This is a genomic window from Poritiphilus flavus, assembly GCF_009901585.1.
GTDB classification, from domain to species: Bacteria; Bacteroidota; Bacteroidia; order Flavobacteriales; family Flavobacteriaceae; genus Poritiphilus; species Poritiphilus flavus.
Genome location: NZ_WXYO01000006.1, coordinates 419616 through 437292 on the forward strand (window position 1 = coordinate 419616; position 17677 = coordinate 437292).

The 17677-nt window shown below is 44.9% G+C and carries 12 protein-coding genes; 9 read left to right on the plus strand and 3 right to left on the minus strand.

Going from position 1 to position 17677, the window contains the following annotated elements; genetic code table 11:
- Nucleotides 1-25 precede the first annotated feature (25 nt).
- The 4 genes from GTQ38_RS14560 (at nt 26) to GTQ38_RS14575 (ending at nt 8647) form a co-directional block, all read left to right on the plus strand.
- Nucleotides 26-4153, plus strand: coding sequence for a non-ribosomal peptide synthetase (locus GTQ38_RS14560; protein ID WP_161436277.1), 4128 nt, complete (start codon nt 26-28; stop codon nt 4151-4153).
- Between the two features lie 44 nt (nt 4154-4197).
- On the plus strand, nt 4198-4629 hold the full coding sequence (locus GTQ38_RS14565) for a hypothetical protein (protein WP_161436278.1): 432 nt from the start codon (nt 4198-4200) through the stop codon (nt 4627-4629).
- A 161-nt stretch (nt 4630-4790) separates the two neighbouring features.
- Nucleotides 4791-7037, plus strand: coding sequence for a TonB-dependent receptor (locus GTQ38_RS14570; protein WP_161436279.1), 2247 nt, complete (start codon nt 4791-4793; stop codon nt 7035-7037).
- Nucleotides 7038-7087: 50 nt separating this feature from the next.
- Nucleotides 7088-8647, plus strand: a complete 1560-nt coding sequence (locus GTQ38_RS14575; RefSeq protein ID WP_161436280.1) for a T9SS type B sorting domain-containing protein — start codon at nt 7088-7090, stop codon at nt 8645-8647.
- Between the two features lie 18 nt (nt 8648-8665).
- On the opposite strand, the gene GTQ38_RS14580 is transcribed toward GTQ38_RS14575, so the two are convergent.
- Nucleotides 8666-9130, minus strand: a complete 465-nt coding sequence (locus tag GTQ38_RS14580) for a nuclear transport factor 2 family protein (protein ID WP_161436281.1) — start codon at nt 9128-9130, stop codon at nt 8666-8668.
- Between the two features lie 134 nt (nt 9131-9264).
- Between GTQ38_RS14580 and GTQ38_RS14585 the strand changes: the two genes are divergently transcribed.
- The 5 genes from GTQ38_RS14585 (at nt 9265) to GTQ38_RS21015 (ending at nt 14158) form a co-directional block, all read left to right on the plus strand.
- Complete coding sequence (locus GTQ38_RS14585; RefSeq protein WP_161436282.1) at nt 9265-11154, plus strand: CocE/NonD family hydrolase; 1890 nt, start codon at nt 9265-9267, stop codon at nt 11152-11154.
- A 51-nt stretch (nt 11155-11205) separates the two neighbouring features.
- Nucleotides 11206-11865, plus strand: a complete 660-nt coding sequence (locus GTQ38_RS14590; protein ID WP_161436283.1) for a class I SAM-dependent methyltransferase — start codon at nt 11206-11208, stop codon at nt 11863-11865.
- Between the two features lie 119 nt (nt 11866-11984).
- Nucleotides 11985-12509, plus strand: a complete 525-nt coding sequence (locus tag GTQ38_RS14595) for a DUF4251 domain-containing protein (RefSeq protein ID WP_161436284.1) — start codon at nt 11985-11987, stop codon at nt 12507-12509.
- 36 nt (nt 12510-12545) lie between these two features.
- On the plus strand, nt 12546-13247 hold the full coding sequence (locus tag GTQ38_RS14600) for a protein-L-isoaspartate(D-aspartate) O-methyltransferase (RefSeq protein WP_238857946.1): 702 nt from the start codon (nt 12546-12548) through the stop codon (nt 13245-13247).
- 116 nt (nt 13248-13363) lie between these two features.
- Nucleotides 13364-14158 (plus strand): hypothetical protein, encoded by a 795-nt coding sequence (locus tag GTQ38_RS21015; RefSeq protein WP_238857947.1) that lies wholly within the window; start codon nt 13364-13366, stop codon nt 14156-14158.
- Between the two features lie 1095 nt (nt 14159-15253).
- Here GTQ38_RS21015 and GTQ38_RS14615 read toward each other — a convergent pair.
- Nucleotides 15254-15859, minus strand: coding sequence for a hypothetical protein (locus tag GTQ38_RS14615; RefSeq protein WP_161436287.1), 606 nt, complete (start codon nt 15857-15859; stop codon nt 15254-15256).
- A 59-nt stretch (nt 15860-15918) separates the two neighbouring features.
- Nucleotides 15919-17367: a c-type cytochrome gene (locus GTQ38_RS14620; protein WP_161436288.1), complete on the minus strand. Its 1449-nt coding sequence runs from the start codon at nt 17365-17367 to the stop codon at nt 15919-15921.
- Nucleotides 17368-17677 lie beyond the last annotated feature (310 nt).

Below are 17677 nucleotides of genomic sequence, written 5' to 3' on the forward strand. Positions count from 1 at the left end.
ACCACTTGGTTTCCCAGCTACAGTTATGAAAAGAGCCCTAACAAGTAACCAACAAACCCTCTGGATCGGACAAAAGATGCACCCTGATGTTCCGATTCACAATACCGCATATGCTTTTACCATAGCAGCTGAATTAGACCTAAAGGCATTTAGAAAGGCCTTCCAAAAGCTGGTATACGAGGTAGAGGCTTTCCGCACGGTTTTCAAGGAAGAAGATGGCGTACCGATGCAATCGGTTAAAAGTGATATGTCCTACGAAATGGAGTGCATTGACCTCTCGTTGGAAACAGACCAAGCGGTTCAATTATGGCTGGAAAAACGCAGTCAACGGCTGCTTGAACTGGATAACAGCGCTTTTGATTCGGCCCTGATCCGAAGGGGTGAACGTAAGTTTATCTGGTTCCTTAATATGCATCACCTTATTACGGACGCGGTTTCACTAGCCACCATCTTTCAGAATACAGCGGATTATTACAAAGCGTATCTAAACCGTACCGAATTACCTAAAGACATTAATCCAGCCCCTTATTCTGAATATATTGATGATCTAGTTTCCCAAAAAAACGGAAAGAGAGAGAACAACAATACCGGGCTTTTGTCGGAAAAGCTTGAAGGCTTAGGTCAGTTGCCCAGGTACTACGGGGTGAAAAAAGAAGGTAGCGCTACCCGGGCCTCACGGATCTCTATTCCGCTTAGCAAAGAAAAGTCAGATAAGATCAGAGCGCTTATTACTGATCCTGATCTCAGAAGCTGGTCGGAGCATTTATCGCTCTTCAACTTCTTTACCAGCCTCTTCTTTGTATTCCTTTACAGGACAAGTGGCAAGCAGCAGATCGCCATAGGTGCTCCTTCGCACAATAGGGGTACAAGAAAGTTCGCCAGAACGGTCGGCTACTTTGTTCAGGTATTCCCTTTGATAAATGAACTTCAGGCATCTGATACCTTCAGGACGCTGATAAAGCGGAATGCACTGGAAATAAACGACTATTTGCGATATAGCACTCAGGGAGAATCGAATTACAAACTGAATCAGAGTTTCAATGCGGTGCTAAACTATATCAATACCGAATTCGGCGACTTTTGCGATTTTGAAACCAAAACAAGCTGGATACACCCGGGTCATATGGATGAGCAGCATCAGATCCGCTGCCATGTGATGGATTTTCAGTCCAGCGGAGCTTTTGAGATCGCGATAGACCTGAATGACGAGGTGTTTAGCAAAGACTTACGTGAAAAGGTTTCGGTCCATTTCACCAAATTACTCGATGCCTTCATTACAGACCTGGATACCCCCATATTAAAACCGGAATTGATCACCGCGGACGAAAAAAGTGTACTGATCCCAAAGCCTGAAAAGGGCTGGAAGTTCGTTCCAACGATAGAAAGATTTCATCAAACCGCAAGGAAATTCCCGGAATCCACCGCCTTGCGATTAGGCTCGGAGACCATAGATTACAGGGATCTGGAAAGGAAAGTAGGAGCCCTGGCCTTAAAGTTAAAGGAACAAGGGGTTAAACCCGGGGATGCCATTGGGGTCTGCTTTTTCCGAAGCCCTGAATACATTATAAGTATTCTGGCCGTGATGAAATTGGGAGCTGTTTTTGTTCCCATTGCTTCGGACCTGCCGGAACATCGGGTCAAATATATGGTAGAGACAGCCGATTGCGTTCTTTTGCTGACAAATGAATTACTGGCCAGGAAGCTATCCATCATATCCAAACCAACCATAGAAATTGATCACGGATCCTTAGAGATTTCTGAGGAAGATCTGGCTGCGGAAACCTATTTCTCGCCTAAGGAAGAAGATCCGGCCTATATCATATTTACCTCCGGATCTACCGGAGATCCAAAGGGAACGGTTATCCCTAACCTGGCGCTTAGCAACTATAGTGGTTGGGCTGCTTCCTATTATCTGGAAGATCGGCCTTCGAGTTTTCCGCTCTTTACATCAGTTGGGTTCGATCTGACGATTACATCTACTTTTTTGCCGCTTCTGACGGGTGGGGAGATTGTGATCTATAAGGAGAATGAAAGGGGTCCGGATATGTCTATTCTTCAGGTAATTGAGGACAATATCGTTGAAGCCATTAAGCTAACCCCCTCTCACCTTAACCTGATCTCGGGAATAGAACTTGTTGAATCCAAGATCCGCACTGTGATAATTGGAGGTGAAGACCTGAGGACAGACGTGGCACTTAAGATACATGAGGAACTCGATGGAAAAGCTACGGTTTATAATGAATATGGCCCCACGGAGGCTACTGTGGGCTGTGTGGTTTCCAGATTCGACCCTAAAAAGCACAACAGAACGTCTGTTCCCATAGGCCAACCTATTCGAAATATGCAGGTATTCATACTCGATCCTTATGGCAACCTGAACCCGGCAGGAGTAGCCGGGGAACTGTTCCTGGGAGGTCATGGTATAGCGAAGGGATATCTGAACAATTCAAAATTAAACCAGGAAAAATTCGCCGTCCGAGAGGGTATATCTGAGAACCGGCTTTATCAAACCGGTGATCTGGCGCGATGGAATAGCGATGGGGAATTGGAATTCCTGGGTCGGATAGACGAACAGGTTAAGCTTAAAGGTTATAGAATTGAATTGACGGATATTGAGGCCAATCTCAATGAACACGAGGCGGTAAACAGCGCCGCGGTGGTTCTTTTGGATCCTTCGTCTCGCAATACCGAGGATAAGGTGTTAAACTGTGCGGAATGTGGTTTGCCATCTAACTATCCGAATGCGGATTTTGACGATGAAGGAGTATGCCACCTTTGTAACTCCTTTAAAGGATACCGTCATGAGGCGGCGAAGTATTTTAAGACCGAGGAGGATCTTAAGCAGTTACTCTCGGCACCCAAAGCCAAAGGGGTAGACTACGATTGCCTGACCTTGCTCAGCGGAGGAAAAGACAGTACCTATATATTGGCCCGATTGGTAAATATGGGCCTTAAAGTATTGGCTTTCACCCTGGACAACGGCTACATTTCAGATCAGGCGAAGAACAACATAAACAAGATCGTAAAGAAACTGGGGGTTGACCATATTTACGGGGAAACACCGCATATGAATAAGGTATTTGTGGACAGTCTGCACCGGCATGCCAACGTTTGTAACGGCTGCTTTAAGGTGATCTATACCCTTAGCACACAGATCGCCCTGGAGCGCAATATTCCATTCGTGGTTACAGGCCTGTCTCGTGGTCAGTTTTTTGAAACCCGACTTACGGAGGAGCTCTTTTGGGAAAGCTCACGGGATACTGCTACAATTGACGAAACCATACTGGAGGCCCGTAAACTCTACCATCAGGAAGAGGACGCGGTTAAAAACCTTATGGATGTTTCCATGTTCCAGGACCCGGCTACTTTTGAGAAAGTGCAGTTTGTTGATTTTTATCGCTATAGCGATGTCAGCCTGACGGAGATGCTGCATTTTCTAAAAGAAAAAGTGGGTTGGGAAAGACCTACGGATACCGGAAGGTCTACGAACTGCCTGATCAACCAGGTGGGGATCTACGTGCATAAGAAAGAAAAAGGATACAGCAATTACTCTTTCCCATATAGTTGGGATGTCCGACTTGGGCACAAGACCCGGGCGGAGACCCTGGAAGAGATCAATGAATACATTGATGAGAAAGAAGTAAAGCGTATTATGAAGGAGATCGGCTATCTGGATAGTCCTTATGCAGCTGAAGAAAGAAGAAAGTTAGTAGGATATTATACCTCGGACGATAAAGTTACGGACAGGGAGCTTTATACCTTCCTAAGGGGCCGGCTGCCATCTTATATGGTCCCTTCGGTATATAAACGACTGGAGAGTCTGCCACTTACTTCTAATGGAAAGGTAGACCGTTTGGCCTTACAGAGTTTCAACGAGGCACAATTGGAAATGGAAACGGCCTACGTGGCTCCCCGAAATGAGATTGAAGAACTCCTGGAAGGCATATGGAAGGAGGTATTGCAACTAAAGAAGATCGGAGTACACGATAACTTCATCACCCTTGGCGGGCACTCCCTGGCGGCGATCAGGGTGACTACCAGGATAAACGAAGAACTCGGGATGGGTCTGGGTCTGAATAAGATCTTTGAACTTCCCACAATTGCCGAATATGCGGCATTTATAGAAGCCACGATAGTTGAGCTTCTGGAATAACCAATAAGCGGTAGTGAAAAAATGACTACCTCGAACAAATGAAAATGAAACCGCGATTTGCTGGAATTTTGGCGCTCTGCATGGCTTTCTATTATTTGATAAGCCCATTGCATCAGCAGATCGGAGGTATAGTTCATCAGATCTCCCATGGACTTGAAGCCCCTCATACCGTTATTGTCCATGATATGGACCAAAAAGAACATGCCTATCAAATGCATCGGGTAGGGCAAGCTGCGGATCATGAGCATGCCTTTATCGATTTCTTCCAGACCCTTTTGGAGGGCTCAGATTGGAATGACTTTCCTCCCTCCGAATCCCTGGAGTTCACCCTGAAACTGGACAAGCACTTTACCAAACAGGCATTTTACTTTGCTTCAAGCAATTTAATACAGCCTGACTCTGTTAATTCTTACCTGAGTTCGGAACTTTTATCCGGATTTCCATTTTCCATTTTCTATCCCCCGCAAAACTCATAACACCTTTATGGAACCAACTGCCTTGAAAAGGCGGTAACATATCGTTAGCTCTCGTTAATGAGATAAACCCTCATGACGAGTTGACTTTCATAGGGTTTCTTCCCCCTACATTAACCTGCTTTTGAATTAAGTGTTAAATGTTTATTGCATAAAAATAGATTATGATACGAGTTATACTGAATAAAATAGGGCTAAGCATCATAGCCATACTGGTATTTGGAACTGCATATGGTCACGAACTGAACGGAACCATAGTATCAGAAGACAATGTTCCTCTTGAAGGAGTAGGAGTGTTCAACCGGACTACCGGCGGATATACCTATTCAAATATTTCAGGATATTTTGAACTGGACGATATATCAGTTGGAGATGTCATCTTCTTTTCAAGTCTGGGTTATGAGAACCAGGAAATTACGATCACAGAGGGCCAGCTAGATGCTACCATCACCATTGTACTTAAAGAATCTGCGGTATCCCTGGATCAGGTGGTGCTGGTCTCCAAAGTGAACGCCTTGAGCCAGTTTGTAGATGTGGATGTAAAGGCCAATCCTGTAAAATCTTCTCAGGAGGTCCTGCGAAGAGTACCGGGGCTGATCATCGGCCAGCATGCCGGTGGAGGTAAGGCAGAACAGATCTTCCTCAGGGGTTTTGATATCGATCACGGAACAGACATTGCCATCAATGTAGACGGTATGCCTGTAAACATGGTATCTCACGCCCACGGACAGGGATATGCGGATATGCACTTCATCATCCCTGAGACCATAGACAATATCGACTTTGGAAAAGGGCCTTATTACGCCAATCAGGGTAATTTCAATACGGCTGGCTATGTGAACCTGAAAACCAGGGAGACCATTGATCAGAATCTGGTTTCCATTGAAGCCGGTCAGTTTAACACCTTGCGAGCCCTGAGTATGCTAAAAATTACAGAAGGTGATAAGAGCAATGCCTATCTGGCTTCCGAAATGGTACTCACAGATGGGGTTTTTGAATCTCCTCAGAATTTTAACCGGTTAAACATCATGGGGCGTTACAACTTCAATAACCGGGAGGATGAGAAGCTGACCATTTCACTTTCGCATTTTCAAAGCAAATGGGACGCTTCAGGGCAGATCCCGCAGAGAGCGGTAGACCAGGGTTTGATCAGCCGTTTTGGTGCTATTGACGATACGGAAGGTGGAAGTACAAGTCGTTCCAACATCTGGGTCAATCACACCAAACAGCTGGACGAGCATAGAACCATCAAGTCTCATGCCTATGTTTCGGCATATGATTTTGAGCTGTTCTCGAATTTTACGTTTTTCCTTGAAGATCCGGTCAACGCGGATCAGATACAGCAGTTTGAGGACAGGGTCATTATCGGGGCGGAAACGGCTTACAACCGCTCATTTCATCTGGAAGACCACTCTTCCCAGCTGAATTATACTGCCGGTGTAGGTTTCAGGTATGACGATGTAAACAATAACCAGCTTTCAAGAACACAAAACCGCTCAACCTTGTTAGAACGTCTTGCTTTTGGTAATGTGGATGAAGTAAATGCCTATGCCTTCGCTGAGGCCACCTATAAGAAGGGTAAGTGGACGTTTAACCCAGGGCTCCGGATGGACTATTTCAGGTTTGATTATCAGGACCAGATCCCGGAACTGTATACCAGCCTGAGTGAAACCAAAGTTTTCTTTGGACCTAAATTCAACACCATTTTCGCAGCTTCGGATAACCTTCAGTTATTCGCTAAAACAGGAATTGGTTTTCATTCCAATGACACTCGTGTTGTAGTGGCAAACAGCGGTGAGGATATCCTTCCAGGGGCTTTTGGAGCGGACCTTGGCGCTATCGTAAAACCCACGGACAGGTTGGTGATAAACGCGGCGCTGTGGGCTTTGTACTTACAACAGGAATTTGTGTATGTCGGAGATGCCGGCATCGTGGAACCCAGTGGTAAAACCCGTCGGGTAGGGGCAGACTTTGGCCTCCGCTATCAACTGACGGATTGGTTGTATTTCAACGGAGACATCAACTATACCTATGCCCGTAGTACTGAAGAAGCAGATGGAGAGGATTTCATTCCCCTGGCCCCGGACCTGACGTCTGCAGGAGGATTCGCAGTAAGAGATCTTGGGAATTTTTCAGGTGGGATCAACTACAGATATATCAAGGACAGACCGGCCAATGAAGACAATTCCATTGTAGCGGAAGGCTATTTTGTCACCGATCTAAACCTGAATTACAGCGTAAACAACTGGACTTTCGGTGTGATCGTAGAAAATCTCTTTGATATAGACTGGAATGAGACCCAATTTGCTACGGAAAGTCGTCTTTTTAATGAACCTACTTCCTTCGAAGAGATTCATTTTACACCTGGAGTACCATTTTTTGTGAGAGGAAAATTATCTGTAAACTTTTAGGTCGAGGGTACTTTTACGACCAATAGGATAATATTTCTTTATATTTAAAGGTGGATCGTGCGGCAACCATAGATCGGAATACCCCTAATACAGGGCGGTACAGCGTACTTGTATGGGTAATTCTGTTGTTCTTTGCCAAGCTTGCCTGGGGTCAGCCAGAGTGTACAGCACTAACCAAACCCCTTAACGGTGCGGTAGATGTGGCGCTAAATTCAGATATTCAGTGGAGTCCGGTATCCAACGCCACTGAATATTTCCTGAATATTGGGACAACTCCCGGAGGAACAGATATACTGAATAACCAAAGCAACGGAAACGCATTCAGCTATATTCCTCCGTCTGGCTTGCTGCCGGAAACCACCTATTATATCACTATTGTCCCGACAAACAATACAGGCCCGGCCTTTAATTGCATGGAAGAGAGTTTTACCACAGGCGCTTCCACGGGAATACCTACTTGCGTCTTGCTTTCAGAACCGGTAGACAGGGCTTCCGGAGTAGCCCCGGACACAGACATCAGCTGGGCGGCTTCAGCGGAGGCGACCGGGTACAGACTGACCGTGGGAACCAGTTCCGGGGCCTCAGATATTGTTAACGACCTGGATGTGGGTAATGTTACCACTTATGACCTGCCTGCCGACCTACCCTTATTCCAAAGGATTTACGTGACCGTCATACCTTACAACAGCTCGGGAGAGAGCCCTCCGGGTTGCTCCGAATCCGAGTTTCGAACCAGGGGTGATAGTCCACCCAGTTGTACGGAGATTATAGACCCCATAAACGGAGGGGAATTTGTATCCGTTACCACCAATATTACCTGGATCCGGGATTTTGGTGCTTCCGGATATTTGATAACCGTTATCGAAAAGTCCCTGGGTGGAATCAAGATTTTGGATAATTTTGATGTAGGGAACAGGACGAATTTCAAACCACCGGATTTTCTGGGCAATACACTGTATTTCGTTATAATTACTCCGTATAATGACCTGGGAACGGCTACTGACTGTGAACCCATTTCTTTTACTACCGGGGAGGCACCCGCTCTCCCGGATTGTGCGAATCTGCTGAGTCCGTCCAATGGTGCTAATAATGTTTCTGTTAGTACCACTTTAGAATGGAGTGCGGTAAGTGACGTACAGGGCTATCGGCTGTCCGTCGGGACCAGCCCCCAGGGCTCTGACCTGGTAGACAACCTGATCATTGTAGCGCCGGAAACCAGCTATGCGTTTAGTGAAAACCTTCCGAGAGATACCAGGATCTACGTACGGATCATTCCTTTTAAAGTTAATGGAGAAGCCGAAGAATGCCCCGAACAGTCTTTTCAAACAGAAAAAGAAGTGTTTTCCGCAGATACCTTTCCTGTACCCAGATTCTTTACCCCGAATAACGACGGATTTAATGATGAATGGATCGTGAACTCCACTTCGGACGTGGAAATACGATCCGTTGACATTTTTAACCGCTTTGGGCAGTTGTTGAAACAAATGAATGCCGATCAGGGCTGGGATGGCAATTTTAACGGCAGGCCATTGGCTTCGGATTCCTATTGGTACAAGATCACCACAGTCAACGGCAATTCCCTGGTTGGTTTCTTCGTATTAAAAAGGTAATAAGGCGTTACCCTCTACTTATTTGCTTTCGGTAACGGAGAATTTTGGAGGCGATTGCCACAATACGTTTACGATCAGCCATTTCCCATCTATTTTCATCAGGCTTATATAGTCAATGCCCCATACGGCGCTCACTTTAGCTACCGCGGTCTTATCCGATACCTCAAATACGGAAACCTCTTTCGGACTACTGTCATTGGCACGGCTTCCATCGGCATTCCAGCGTTTTGCCAAAGCAATGAGTTTGTCAAAAGGCATTTCCAGTTGCTTGGAATACTTATTTTCTTCCTCTGCGAAATAGAAACCTGTTTTTCGTAAACTCTTGTGAATGCTTTTATAAGCCAAAGTGGTGTCTGCATTGTAAAAGGTGTTGATGTAGTCCATACAAGCCGCTTTTACAGCATCCAGGTCCTTAGACGTGTTCTGGCCTGTCGCCGAAATGAAAATGAAACAAAGCGCGAAGGATAGTAAATAAGTTCTCATGATGGTTGTTTTTTTAGATCGTTTGTCCTAAAGTAATCAATACCAATGGTTTCTGAAACCATTTTATGATCCTCTTAGCAGTTTTCCACCCTTAAATATTTTGCATAATTTTAAAAGGCTAATTCAAGGACACTATGAAAGATCTCAGATATTGGACAGCAGTATGGCTTTGTATACTGTCATGCTCTGTCTGTTCCCTTTACGGACAGAAGGACATTTTTGAAAAACTGGAAGAAATCGCGGTGATTGACCAAAAAGTCATGGTACCGATGCGTGACGGTATCCGATTGGCTACGGATATCTATCGTCCTAAGACTGAAGAAAAAGTTCCCATTATATTTTCCCGAACGCCGTATAACTTCAATTCCTGGGGGGATGGGGAAAGGCAAACCCGGACCGCCCAACGGGCCTATGAAGCGGTAAAACGCGGTTATGCCTATGTGGTTCAGAATGAACGCGGACGTTATTTTTCAGAGGGAGAATGGGATATCCTTGGGGTTCCGCTTACAGACGGTTATGACGCTTTTAGCTGGATGAAGGACCAGAACTGGTCCAACGGAAAGGTCGGTACGCTTGGATGCTCTTCCACAGCCGAATGGCAGATGGCTGTTGCTGCCCTGGATCATCCTTCTCATGCAGCCATGGTAGCCCAGGGTTATGGTGCAGGCGTAGGAAAGGTCGGGGATTATTTTGAACAGGGAAACTGGTATAGAGGAGGCGCTGAACAAATGCTCTTCTTTTCCTGGTTATACGGTGTGGAGCACGATAAATTCAAGCCCAGGATACCTGAGGGGGCCAGCCAGGACGATCTGATACGCATATCCCGGTTTTACGACCTGGCACCGGAAAACCCGCCAGTGGATATGGCCAAGGCATTGGCGCATCTTCCGATCCAGGACATTCTTCAGAACATTCACGGGAAAAGAGAGATCTTTGACAAGATGGTAAGGCGTACCCCGAATCACGAAGATTGGTACAAGGGAGGTTTGTATCACGATAATATGGAAATAGGCACTCCTGGCTTCTGGTTCGCCTCCTGGTACGATGTGTCCATAAGCCCTAATATCGCGCTTTTCAATCACCTGCGTGCAAACGCTAAAGATCCGGAGATCCGCGAGAACCAATACCTGGTTATCGCACCAACACTCCATTGCGGCTACAAAAGGGCCACGGCGAACACTGTAGTAGGGGAGCGAAGTGTTGGGGATGCAAGGCTGAACTACGATGAGCAGATCTATGCCTGGTTTGATCTCTGGTTGAAAGGGCTCGATAACGATTTTAAGGAAAAGACTCCCCGCGTACAATACTACACTATGGGTAGCAATACCTGGCAATCCGCTGATACCTGGCCTCCTCAGGAGGCGGAAATGACCACATTCTATCTAAACAGCTCTGGGAAAGCCAACAGTTTATATGGAGATGGCAGCCTGGATACAAGGAAACCTAAGGGCGATTCCAAGCCGGATACTTATACCTATGATCCTATGAATCCGGTACCATCCTATGGCGGCAATGTTTGCTGCACAGGGAACGCGATAAAGGGTGGAGCCTGGGATCAGCAGGTCATGGAAACCCGTCAGGATATTTTGGTCTATACTTCGGAACCCCTGAAAGAAGGGGTGGAAATTTCCGGATTTATTGAAACCACCCTCTATGTATCCTCAGATGCTCCGGATACGGATTTCACGGTAAAACTCATAGATGTATATCCGGATGGACGGGCCTATAACCTGGACGAGACCATCCAAAGGGCGAGGTACCGTGAAGGGTATGAAAAAGAGGTCTTTATGAAAGAAGGGGAGGTCTATCAGCTGAAGCTTACACCCATGGCCACCAGCAATTATTTTGAGAAAGGGCATCGGATCCGGATAGAAGTGTCTAGCAGCAATTTCCCCCGTTTTGCAAGGAACCTCAATACCGGCGGTCGGAATTATGATGAGAAAGAGGGCCGAATCGCAAAAAACACAATCCATCATTCGGCAAAATACCCATCACTTATCCGTTTACCCATGGTTTCCAGATAGTTTAAGAGAATTTTAAGGCTGTCGCATTCTGGTTTTCACTAACTTTTAGGAATGCAATCAAAAAACATCAAACTAATCGTTTTGGCCCTGCTGTTGGGGAGTTTCAACGCCTGGGCCCAGTACACAGAAGACGAATGGAAGGAGCGGGATGAATGGATGGACGTTTCCCGGATTTTTAATGCCGCCGGACTGGATAGCGGGAATAATGTCGCTGATGTAGGCTGTCACGAGGGTTACCTCAGCATGCATCTGGCCAAAGAAGTGGGAGAAAAAGGCAAGGTTTATTCGGTTGATATCAAGGAATATCGCCTGGAAGCGCTCCAAAGGAACGCGAAAAAGCGAGGTCTTAAGAATATTACAACGGTTCTCGGAGATTACGATGATCCCAAGTTACCGGAGAAGGCACTTGATGTGGTATTCGTAGTGGATACCTATCACGAAATGGAAGATTATATGGCGATCCTCGGTCATATTAAAAAATCATTAAAGCCGGGCGGACGAATCGTGCTTATTGAAAAGCTTAAGGACCATGCAAGAAATAAATCGCGCAAAGATCAGACCCGGGCGCATACTCTTTCACCCAAATATGTTAGAAAAGAGCTCAAGGAGGCCGGATTCAGCATAAGTACTGAAATAAAGGATATGGGTGATTGGGAAAACGAAAAGAGCAAAACAATATGGATGCTTGTCGGTGTGGTACCATCGGCCTGAATCCCTTAAATTTGTAGAAAAAGAACGGGGTTCCACAATCGGGATCCGGACAGCAGTTAAAAGAAAGAAGCACGAGGACATCTTTAAAGCAATGCTGTATTAACTTAAAGCTATTTACTATGAAAAAATTTCTCTTAATTGCATTTACTATGGTCTTTCTGACCTCGATGTCCTATGCACAGGACAATTCAGTCAAGAAGGAACTCAGAAAAGAAAAGGCGGACGCCGCCTATAATTATACCAAAGACCTGATCATTTCCGGGGACTATGTATTTGAGGCGAACAGGGCTTATCCACTCGGAACCCAAAGCGTTACCCTTACCACAAGACCCAATCAAATAAGGATCAATGGAAAGGAAGCAGACATTTCCCTGCCTTATTTTGGGGCAGTACGGAGTGGCGGTGGATTCAACCACACAAACGGCATTCAGTTTAAAGGGGAAGTACGGAATTATGAGGTAGAATACCGGGATGATAAAAGGAAGGCGATTATTCGTTTCGATGTGGCCAACGATACGGAAACGCACCGTTTTTTCATCACTGCCGGGAAAGCCGGAGATACCCGGGTAATAGTTTCCAGCAGCGCCAGGAACAGCATATCTTACTACGGTATACTTGGCGCACCGGATAAGGCTTCCAGGTAAAGTTTCGGCTCAGAGTACTATTCTAATATTCTTCCCTTGAGGCTTTTAAGAGGTATAATGGGAATTTGGCTGGGGCTGGTGGCATTATCAGTCTTTGGTCAGGCAGACTATCAGGCGCTAAGGAAGAATATGGTTGATACCCAGTTAAAAGCGAGGGACATTTCCAATTTGGCCACACTCAAGGCCATGGGCAAGGTACCCAGGCACCTCTTTGTGCCAGAGAAAATGCGGATTTACGCCTATTCAGACGGACCTTTGTCTATTGGAGAAGGGCAGACCATCTCCCAACCTTATATTGTAGCCTATATGACCCAGGCCCTGAAACTTAGGCCCGGATCCCGCGTTTTGGAGATCGGTACAGGATCGGGATATCAGGCAGCCGTACTCGCGGAGATTGTGGACAGTGTCTACACCATCGAAATTGTAGAGAAATTAGGATTAAAGGCCAAAAAGCTGCTAAAATCCCTGGACTACGATAATATAACCGTGCGTATAGGGGATGGCTATCACGGATGGAAGGAGAAAGCCCCATTTGACGCCATAATTGTTACAGCGGGAGCAGAGCAAATCCCAGAACCCTTAATAGATCAATTGAAGGATGGCGGTCGTATGATTATTCCAGTTGGACCGCACAGGGGGGTAAGACAGCTTGTACTTGTGCAGAAAAAAGGAGAGAAGGTCAAAAAGAAAAACCTCATGGCAGTCCGTTTCGTCCCTTTTACGCGTAAAAAGGAGTAGATTTCCTCGTTTTGATAAGAAAAGGCGAATTGTGCATTTGCTCGATAATTTGGATTCCGGTGCACTAAAGCCGGTCGTTCTCCGTTCATACATCGTAAACCCCATAAACGATTGTAATGAAAAACGCATTTTATACCCTTAAAAACTCTGTTTTACTGGTAGTTATGGCTGTGATTGCCTTTAGTTGTAGCAATGATAGCGATAGCGATGCCACCCCTTCGGATTTTCAGCTTTCTGAAACAGAATTACAGACCATTTTAGAAACTGACGATATATCAGGTGTTGCTGATACCGTCCTGGCTGAGGTGTTTGTCGGAAATAATACTACTAGCAAAGGCAATGACTGCTATGAGGCCGCCTATTCAGACACCGGATTCACAGTAGTGTTCAACAACTGTGTCTTAAATGGTACGGATAATGTTAATGGTACCCTTACCGTAGTTTATGAAGTAGATAACGAATCTGCTGCTTTTACAGCAACTTACAGCGGTTTCTTTGTAGGAGATATAGAGATTAACGGAACCAGAAGTTTTGGTTTTGACGCGAATATGGATCAAAGCTCTTACTCGTTTGTCGTTAACAGCAATATGGAAATAACCCTTGCGGATGAGTCCAAGATCACAGAGAACGGAACGAAAGTATTCGGCTTTAGTTTTGGACAAAGCCTTGAAGATACCAGCTTCACTTTATCAGGAAACTGGAGTATCACAGTAGGAGACAACTCCTATTCCGTTGAAGTAAACGAGACCCTGGAAGGAAACCTAAGCTGTGAATACCTTACCAGCGGGTCTATGGATATAAACAAGAATGGTTTGGAAGTTACAGTTGATTTTGGCGACGGTACCTGTGACGATATTGCCACCATTATTTATCCTAACGGTGCAACTGAGGACGTATCCATTAAAGACTAATTTGTAAAACAATATAGTATGAGAGAACCCCTGCCAACGCGCAGGGGTTTTTTTGTGTCCATAGGGGAGGGGGCAAAAAAAAAAGAGGCAACTTAATGTTACCTCCTCTTTAACCACTAACTAATCCTGGTCCTACGGTTGGCTATCTAGTAGACGAATTGCCTGCTCTCTGTCCAGCGAACTCTCTTGCTATTCTTAAAATTAGAAAAGAAGGAAAAACGTCTTGATTCTGTGGGTGATTGTCTCTTAGGTAATTTCATGATTTCTAGGTGTTGTGTTGTTGATGTTTTGATTGATGCGTGATTAGATCACGTAATTTCTTGTTTCTGCCCAACGGACTCTTTTGCTGTCCTTAAAATTGGAGAAGTATGAAAATCTTCTTGATTCTGTTGGTGTGTGCTTGCTACTTAATGTCATGATTTCTAGGTGTTGTGTTGTTAAATGTTTTTGTTGATGTGTGATTAGATCACGTAATTTCTTGTTTCTGACCATCGGACTCTTTTGCTGTCCTTGAAATTGGAGAAGTATGAAAATCTTCTTGATTCTGTTGGTGTGTGCTTGCTACTTAATCTCATGATTTCTAGTTTTTATGTTGTTAATAAATAAATGTTGTTGTTTTGTTGTGTTGTTGCCTTCTGGTTTCCGTCGTTTTTTTACTCCATCCGAAACCCATTATCAGGTGTTTGCTTTTAGTTTGACTTTTCTGTTTTAAGGTTTTCATTTCAGTAAATTTGAACGACTTACATCTAATAGACGTCCCATTAATATTTTTGTTACAGTACTATGTTATAAATAGTACCGTTTTAAGCAATATTTAACAGATTTTTGGAATAGAAAAACTACTTAAAATACTGTAAATCAATGAAATAAAAGAAAAATAAAAAAATTGAATTATTTTTGATTTTTTTTCGAAAAGGCTCAAATCACCGAAAAACGACCATATTTGGAGCCTGAATTCTGAAGTATTTAGGCTAACGAAGTCTAAAAAGCGACAATTGTTACCCGCTAAGCGGACGACTCATTTAATAAGAATTGGGCAACAAAATTCATCACCTATTATTATAAGGTTAGGGGGGAAGCGGAGTGTTTGCCAAACTAGTCCTTTTGTAACTCGGCCAGTAATTCCTCGTAGTTGGTAATTTTCGTAAAGAGCCTGCCTCCTAAATTTACTATAGGCGTTTGCAGGGAGTCTAGGTTGACTCTGTTAGCAAAGGACCTTCCCAGTTGTTCTTTGATCTCCGGACGTTCAATTAAATTGTGCTCTGTAAACAGATAACGGCCATTTGCCAATTCTACGGAAAGGCTGTCGCAGCCTGAACAGTTTTCAGGTATATAGACAATAATATTTTTTTTGGGTTTTATTTTGATCGGTGTGGATTCCTTACGCAGCGCCCGATTGGACAGGCTGTCATTTACTACCAGATCATAAGTATACACAGGTTTCTTGCCTCTGAGAACCACCACGGTCTTCATATGTACTTTAGAACTGGCCGGAACACGCACAAATCTGGGCTTTGCCCGGCTCTGCCTGAAATTACTTCCTTTGATGGTTAGCTTTACATCAAGGTCTTTTTCACTTTCGTTCAAGGCATAGAAAGCCAAACGGTTTGGAATTTCCTTTGCTTCTATGCGTACAATATTTGTTTGTGCGCCTGCGCCACAAGTTATTAGCATTACAATGCCGAGTAGAAGTGTTCTCATAGGATTTTTTTTAAGTGAAGGAGGGTTCTCATAGCTCTAAACCCTTCTTTCGGTTACCGCTACAGGGTTTTTAGATATTCCAGCAATGCCTGCCGTTCGGATTCGCTAAGGCTGTCTCCGAAGGTATGCCCCTGGTTTCCATATCCCTTAAGGGTAGTGTCGTACGTATTTCTGTTGACTTTTGAAGTTTCTTCCGTTACGGACCAGCCCACTTTAAGCTGGTCGTATTCGGTACTGCTAAAATTCCTGCTCCAGTATCGCGGTCTGGAAGAACTGTTTAAGACATCTTCCAGGGTAGGAACAGATCCGTTGTGAAAATAAGGAGCTGTGGCCCAAATTCCATCAAGTGGCTGAGCGACATAGCCGCCTTCGGCCAGTACCAACAGCGGGTTATCATCCGTTCCAAACCATCCGTTATTGAAGAAATCCATAAAATAATCGTTTATTTCAGATGACGTGCTATAGTGATCCGAAAGTGCACGATCCGTTCCAACAGTGCTCAAAGAGACCAGGAGGTTAGGGTAGGAGGCATTGCTACCGTATGTTCCATGACAACTGGCACAGTTATTATCAAACAAGCCCTTTCCCTGACTTGCGAGTTCCGTATCAATACCAAATGGGTATTCCGGAGCTTCAAGACTATAAATATAAGCAAGGACATCAGGCATATTACTATCAACTTCTATAGCTTTTGCCCCATCTGCAAGCGTTAACAAGCTGGCAGCCATCAGGGATTTGCAATAATCCATACGTGTAATACCGTGATAGAACATCGCGTTTTTTTTCTTTAGCAACCACCAGGCAGGTACATCCGTAGGTATTACTTCGTCTGTAAGCGTCACCTGCGGATCATCGATCCACTCCAAGGTCTGCTTATCTCTATGCGCAACCAGTGTCTGCAGTATTTTATCAGCGGGATTACTGCCTCTCGTTTCCGTAACTGTTCTGGGACCTATAACCTCAATACCTTTTCTGAATTGGTCATAAGCCGCCCATTCCGGGCTACCCTGCCCACCGTATAAAGAACTAATCGCCGCATCCAGGAGTGGAGAGTTTGCGCTTCTATCCACAGTGAAATCCGCGGAATGATTGCCCAGGCCCATAACAAACTCATCATTGAGTAGACCGGCATGGCATTGCATGCAATTCGGACCAACAACGCGGACCCCGTTAGGAGCCGTTACAGCGGTAAACTCATAGGAAACCACGGCATTATCTCCTGTTCTTCCCAGGTAGTTATCAGTATTTTCCCCAAACCCCAGTATATAAGCGTCATACGGTATCCCGGAGTTAATATAATCTCCTGTAGTAAGATATTCGAAACCTTTTTGCGCATCGCCAAGGCGTTGTGTACTGGCAGGAATAAACTTGGATTGCACTTCTGGCGTCTCCGGGTTGGGAGAATCCGGGTCAGGGTCTGGTACATCAGTCATACCTCCGCCACTGTCCTTGGAACAGGAAAGACAAATCATAAGGGCCAGAAGTAGCCATGGAAGGGCACGGGTCATTTTCAAATAAGCTTTTAAATCAGTAGCTTTAAAAGTGCTCTGTATCAAACATAAAGATACAATTATTCCAGGGCAGGCTGCCAAGAATATTCCCGTAAGACCAATTTTATCGATGAAATGTAAGTGTTATCGATATGCGTTTATTCAGAATAAAATCTATATTTGATAGCGAGCCCTTCCCATTATCTGATAGTTATGAGATCTTCCCCATACGCTTTGTTTAGGTGTATTGCTTTTTTACCATTTCACCGCATATCCCGGACTGTGATAATTATGGTATTCAATGATGGCATTAGAACGGGATATTCGG

Excerpts from the sequence above, each read along its gene's own strand:
- GTQ38_RS14560 (WP_161436277.1), top strand. The coding sequence starts at position 26 with ATGAAAAGAGCCCTAACAAGTAACCAACAAACCCTCTGGATCGGACAA.
- GTQ38_RS14565 (WP_161436278.1), top strand. The coding sequence starts at position 4,198 with ATGAAACCGCGATTTGCTGGAATTTTGGCGCTCTGCATGGCTTTCTAT.
- GTQ38_RS14570 (WP_161436279.1), top strand. The coding sequence starts at position 4,791 with ATGATACGAGTTATACTGAATAAAATAGGGCTAAGCATCATAGCCATA.
- GTQ38_RS14580 (WP_161436281.1), bottom strand. The coding sequence starts at position 9,130 with ATGAGAACTTATTTACTATCCTTCGCGCTTTGTTTCATTTTCATTTCG.
- GTQ38_RS14585 (WP_161436282.1), top strand. The coding sequence starts at position 9,265 with ATGAAAGATCTCAGATATTGGACAGCAGTATGGCTTTGTATACTGTCA.
- GTQ38_RS14590 (WP_161436283.1), top strand. The coding sequence starts at position 11,206 with ATGCAATCAAAAAACATCAAACTAATCGTTTTGGCCCTGCTGTTGGGG.
- GTQ38_RS14595 (WP_161436284.1), top strand. The coding sequence starts at position 11,985 with ATGAAAAAATTTCTCTTAATTGCATTTACTATGGTCTTTCTGACCTCG.
- GTQ38_RS21015 (WP_238857947.1), top strand. The coding sequence starts at position 13,364 with ATGAAAAACGCATTTTATACCCTTAAAAACTCTGTTTTACTGGTAGTT.
- GTQ38_RS14615 (WP_161436287.1), bottom strand. The coding sequence starts at position 15,859 with ATGAGAACACTTCTACTCGGCATTGTAATGCTAATAACTTGTGGCGCA.
- GTQ38_RS14620 (WP_161436288.1), bottom strand. The coding sequence starts at position 17,367 with ATGACCCGTGCCCTTCCATGGCTACTTCTGGCCCTTATGATTTGTCTT.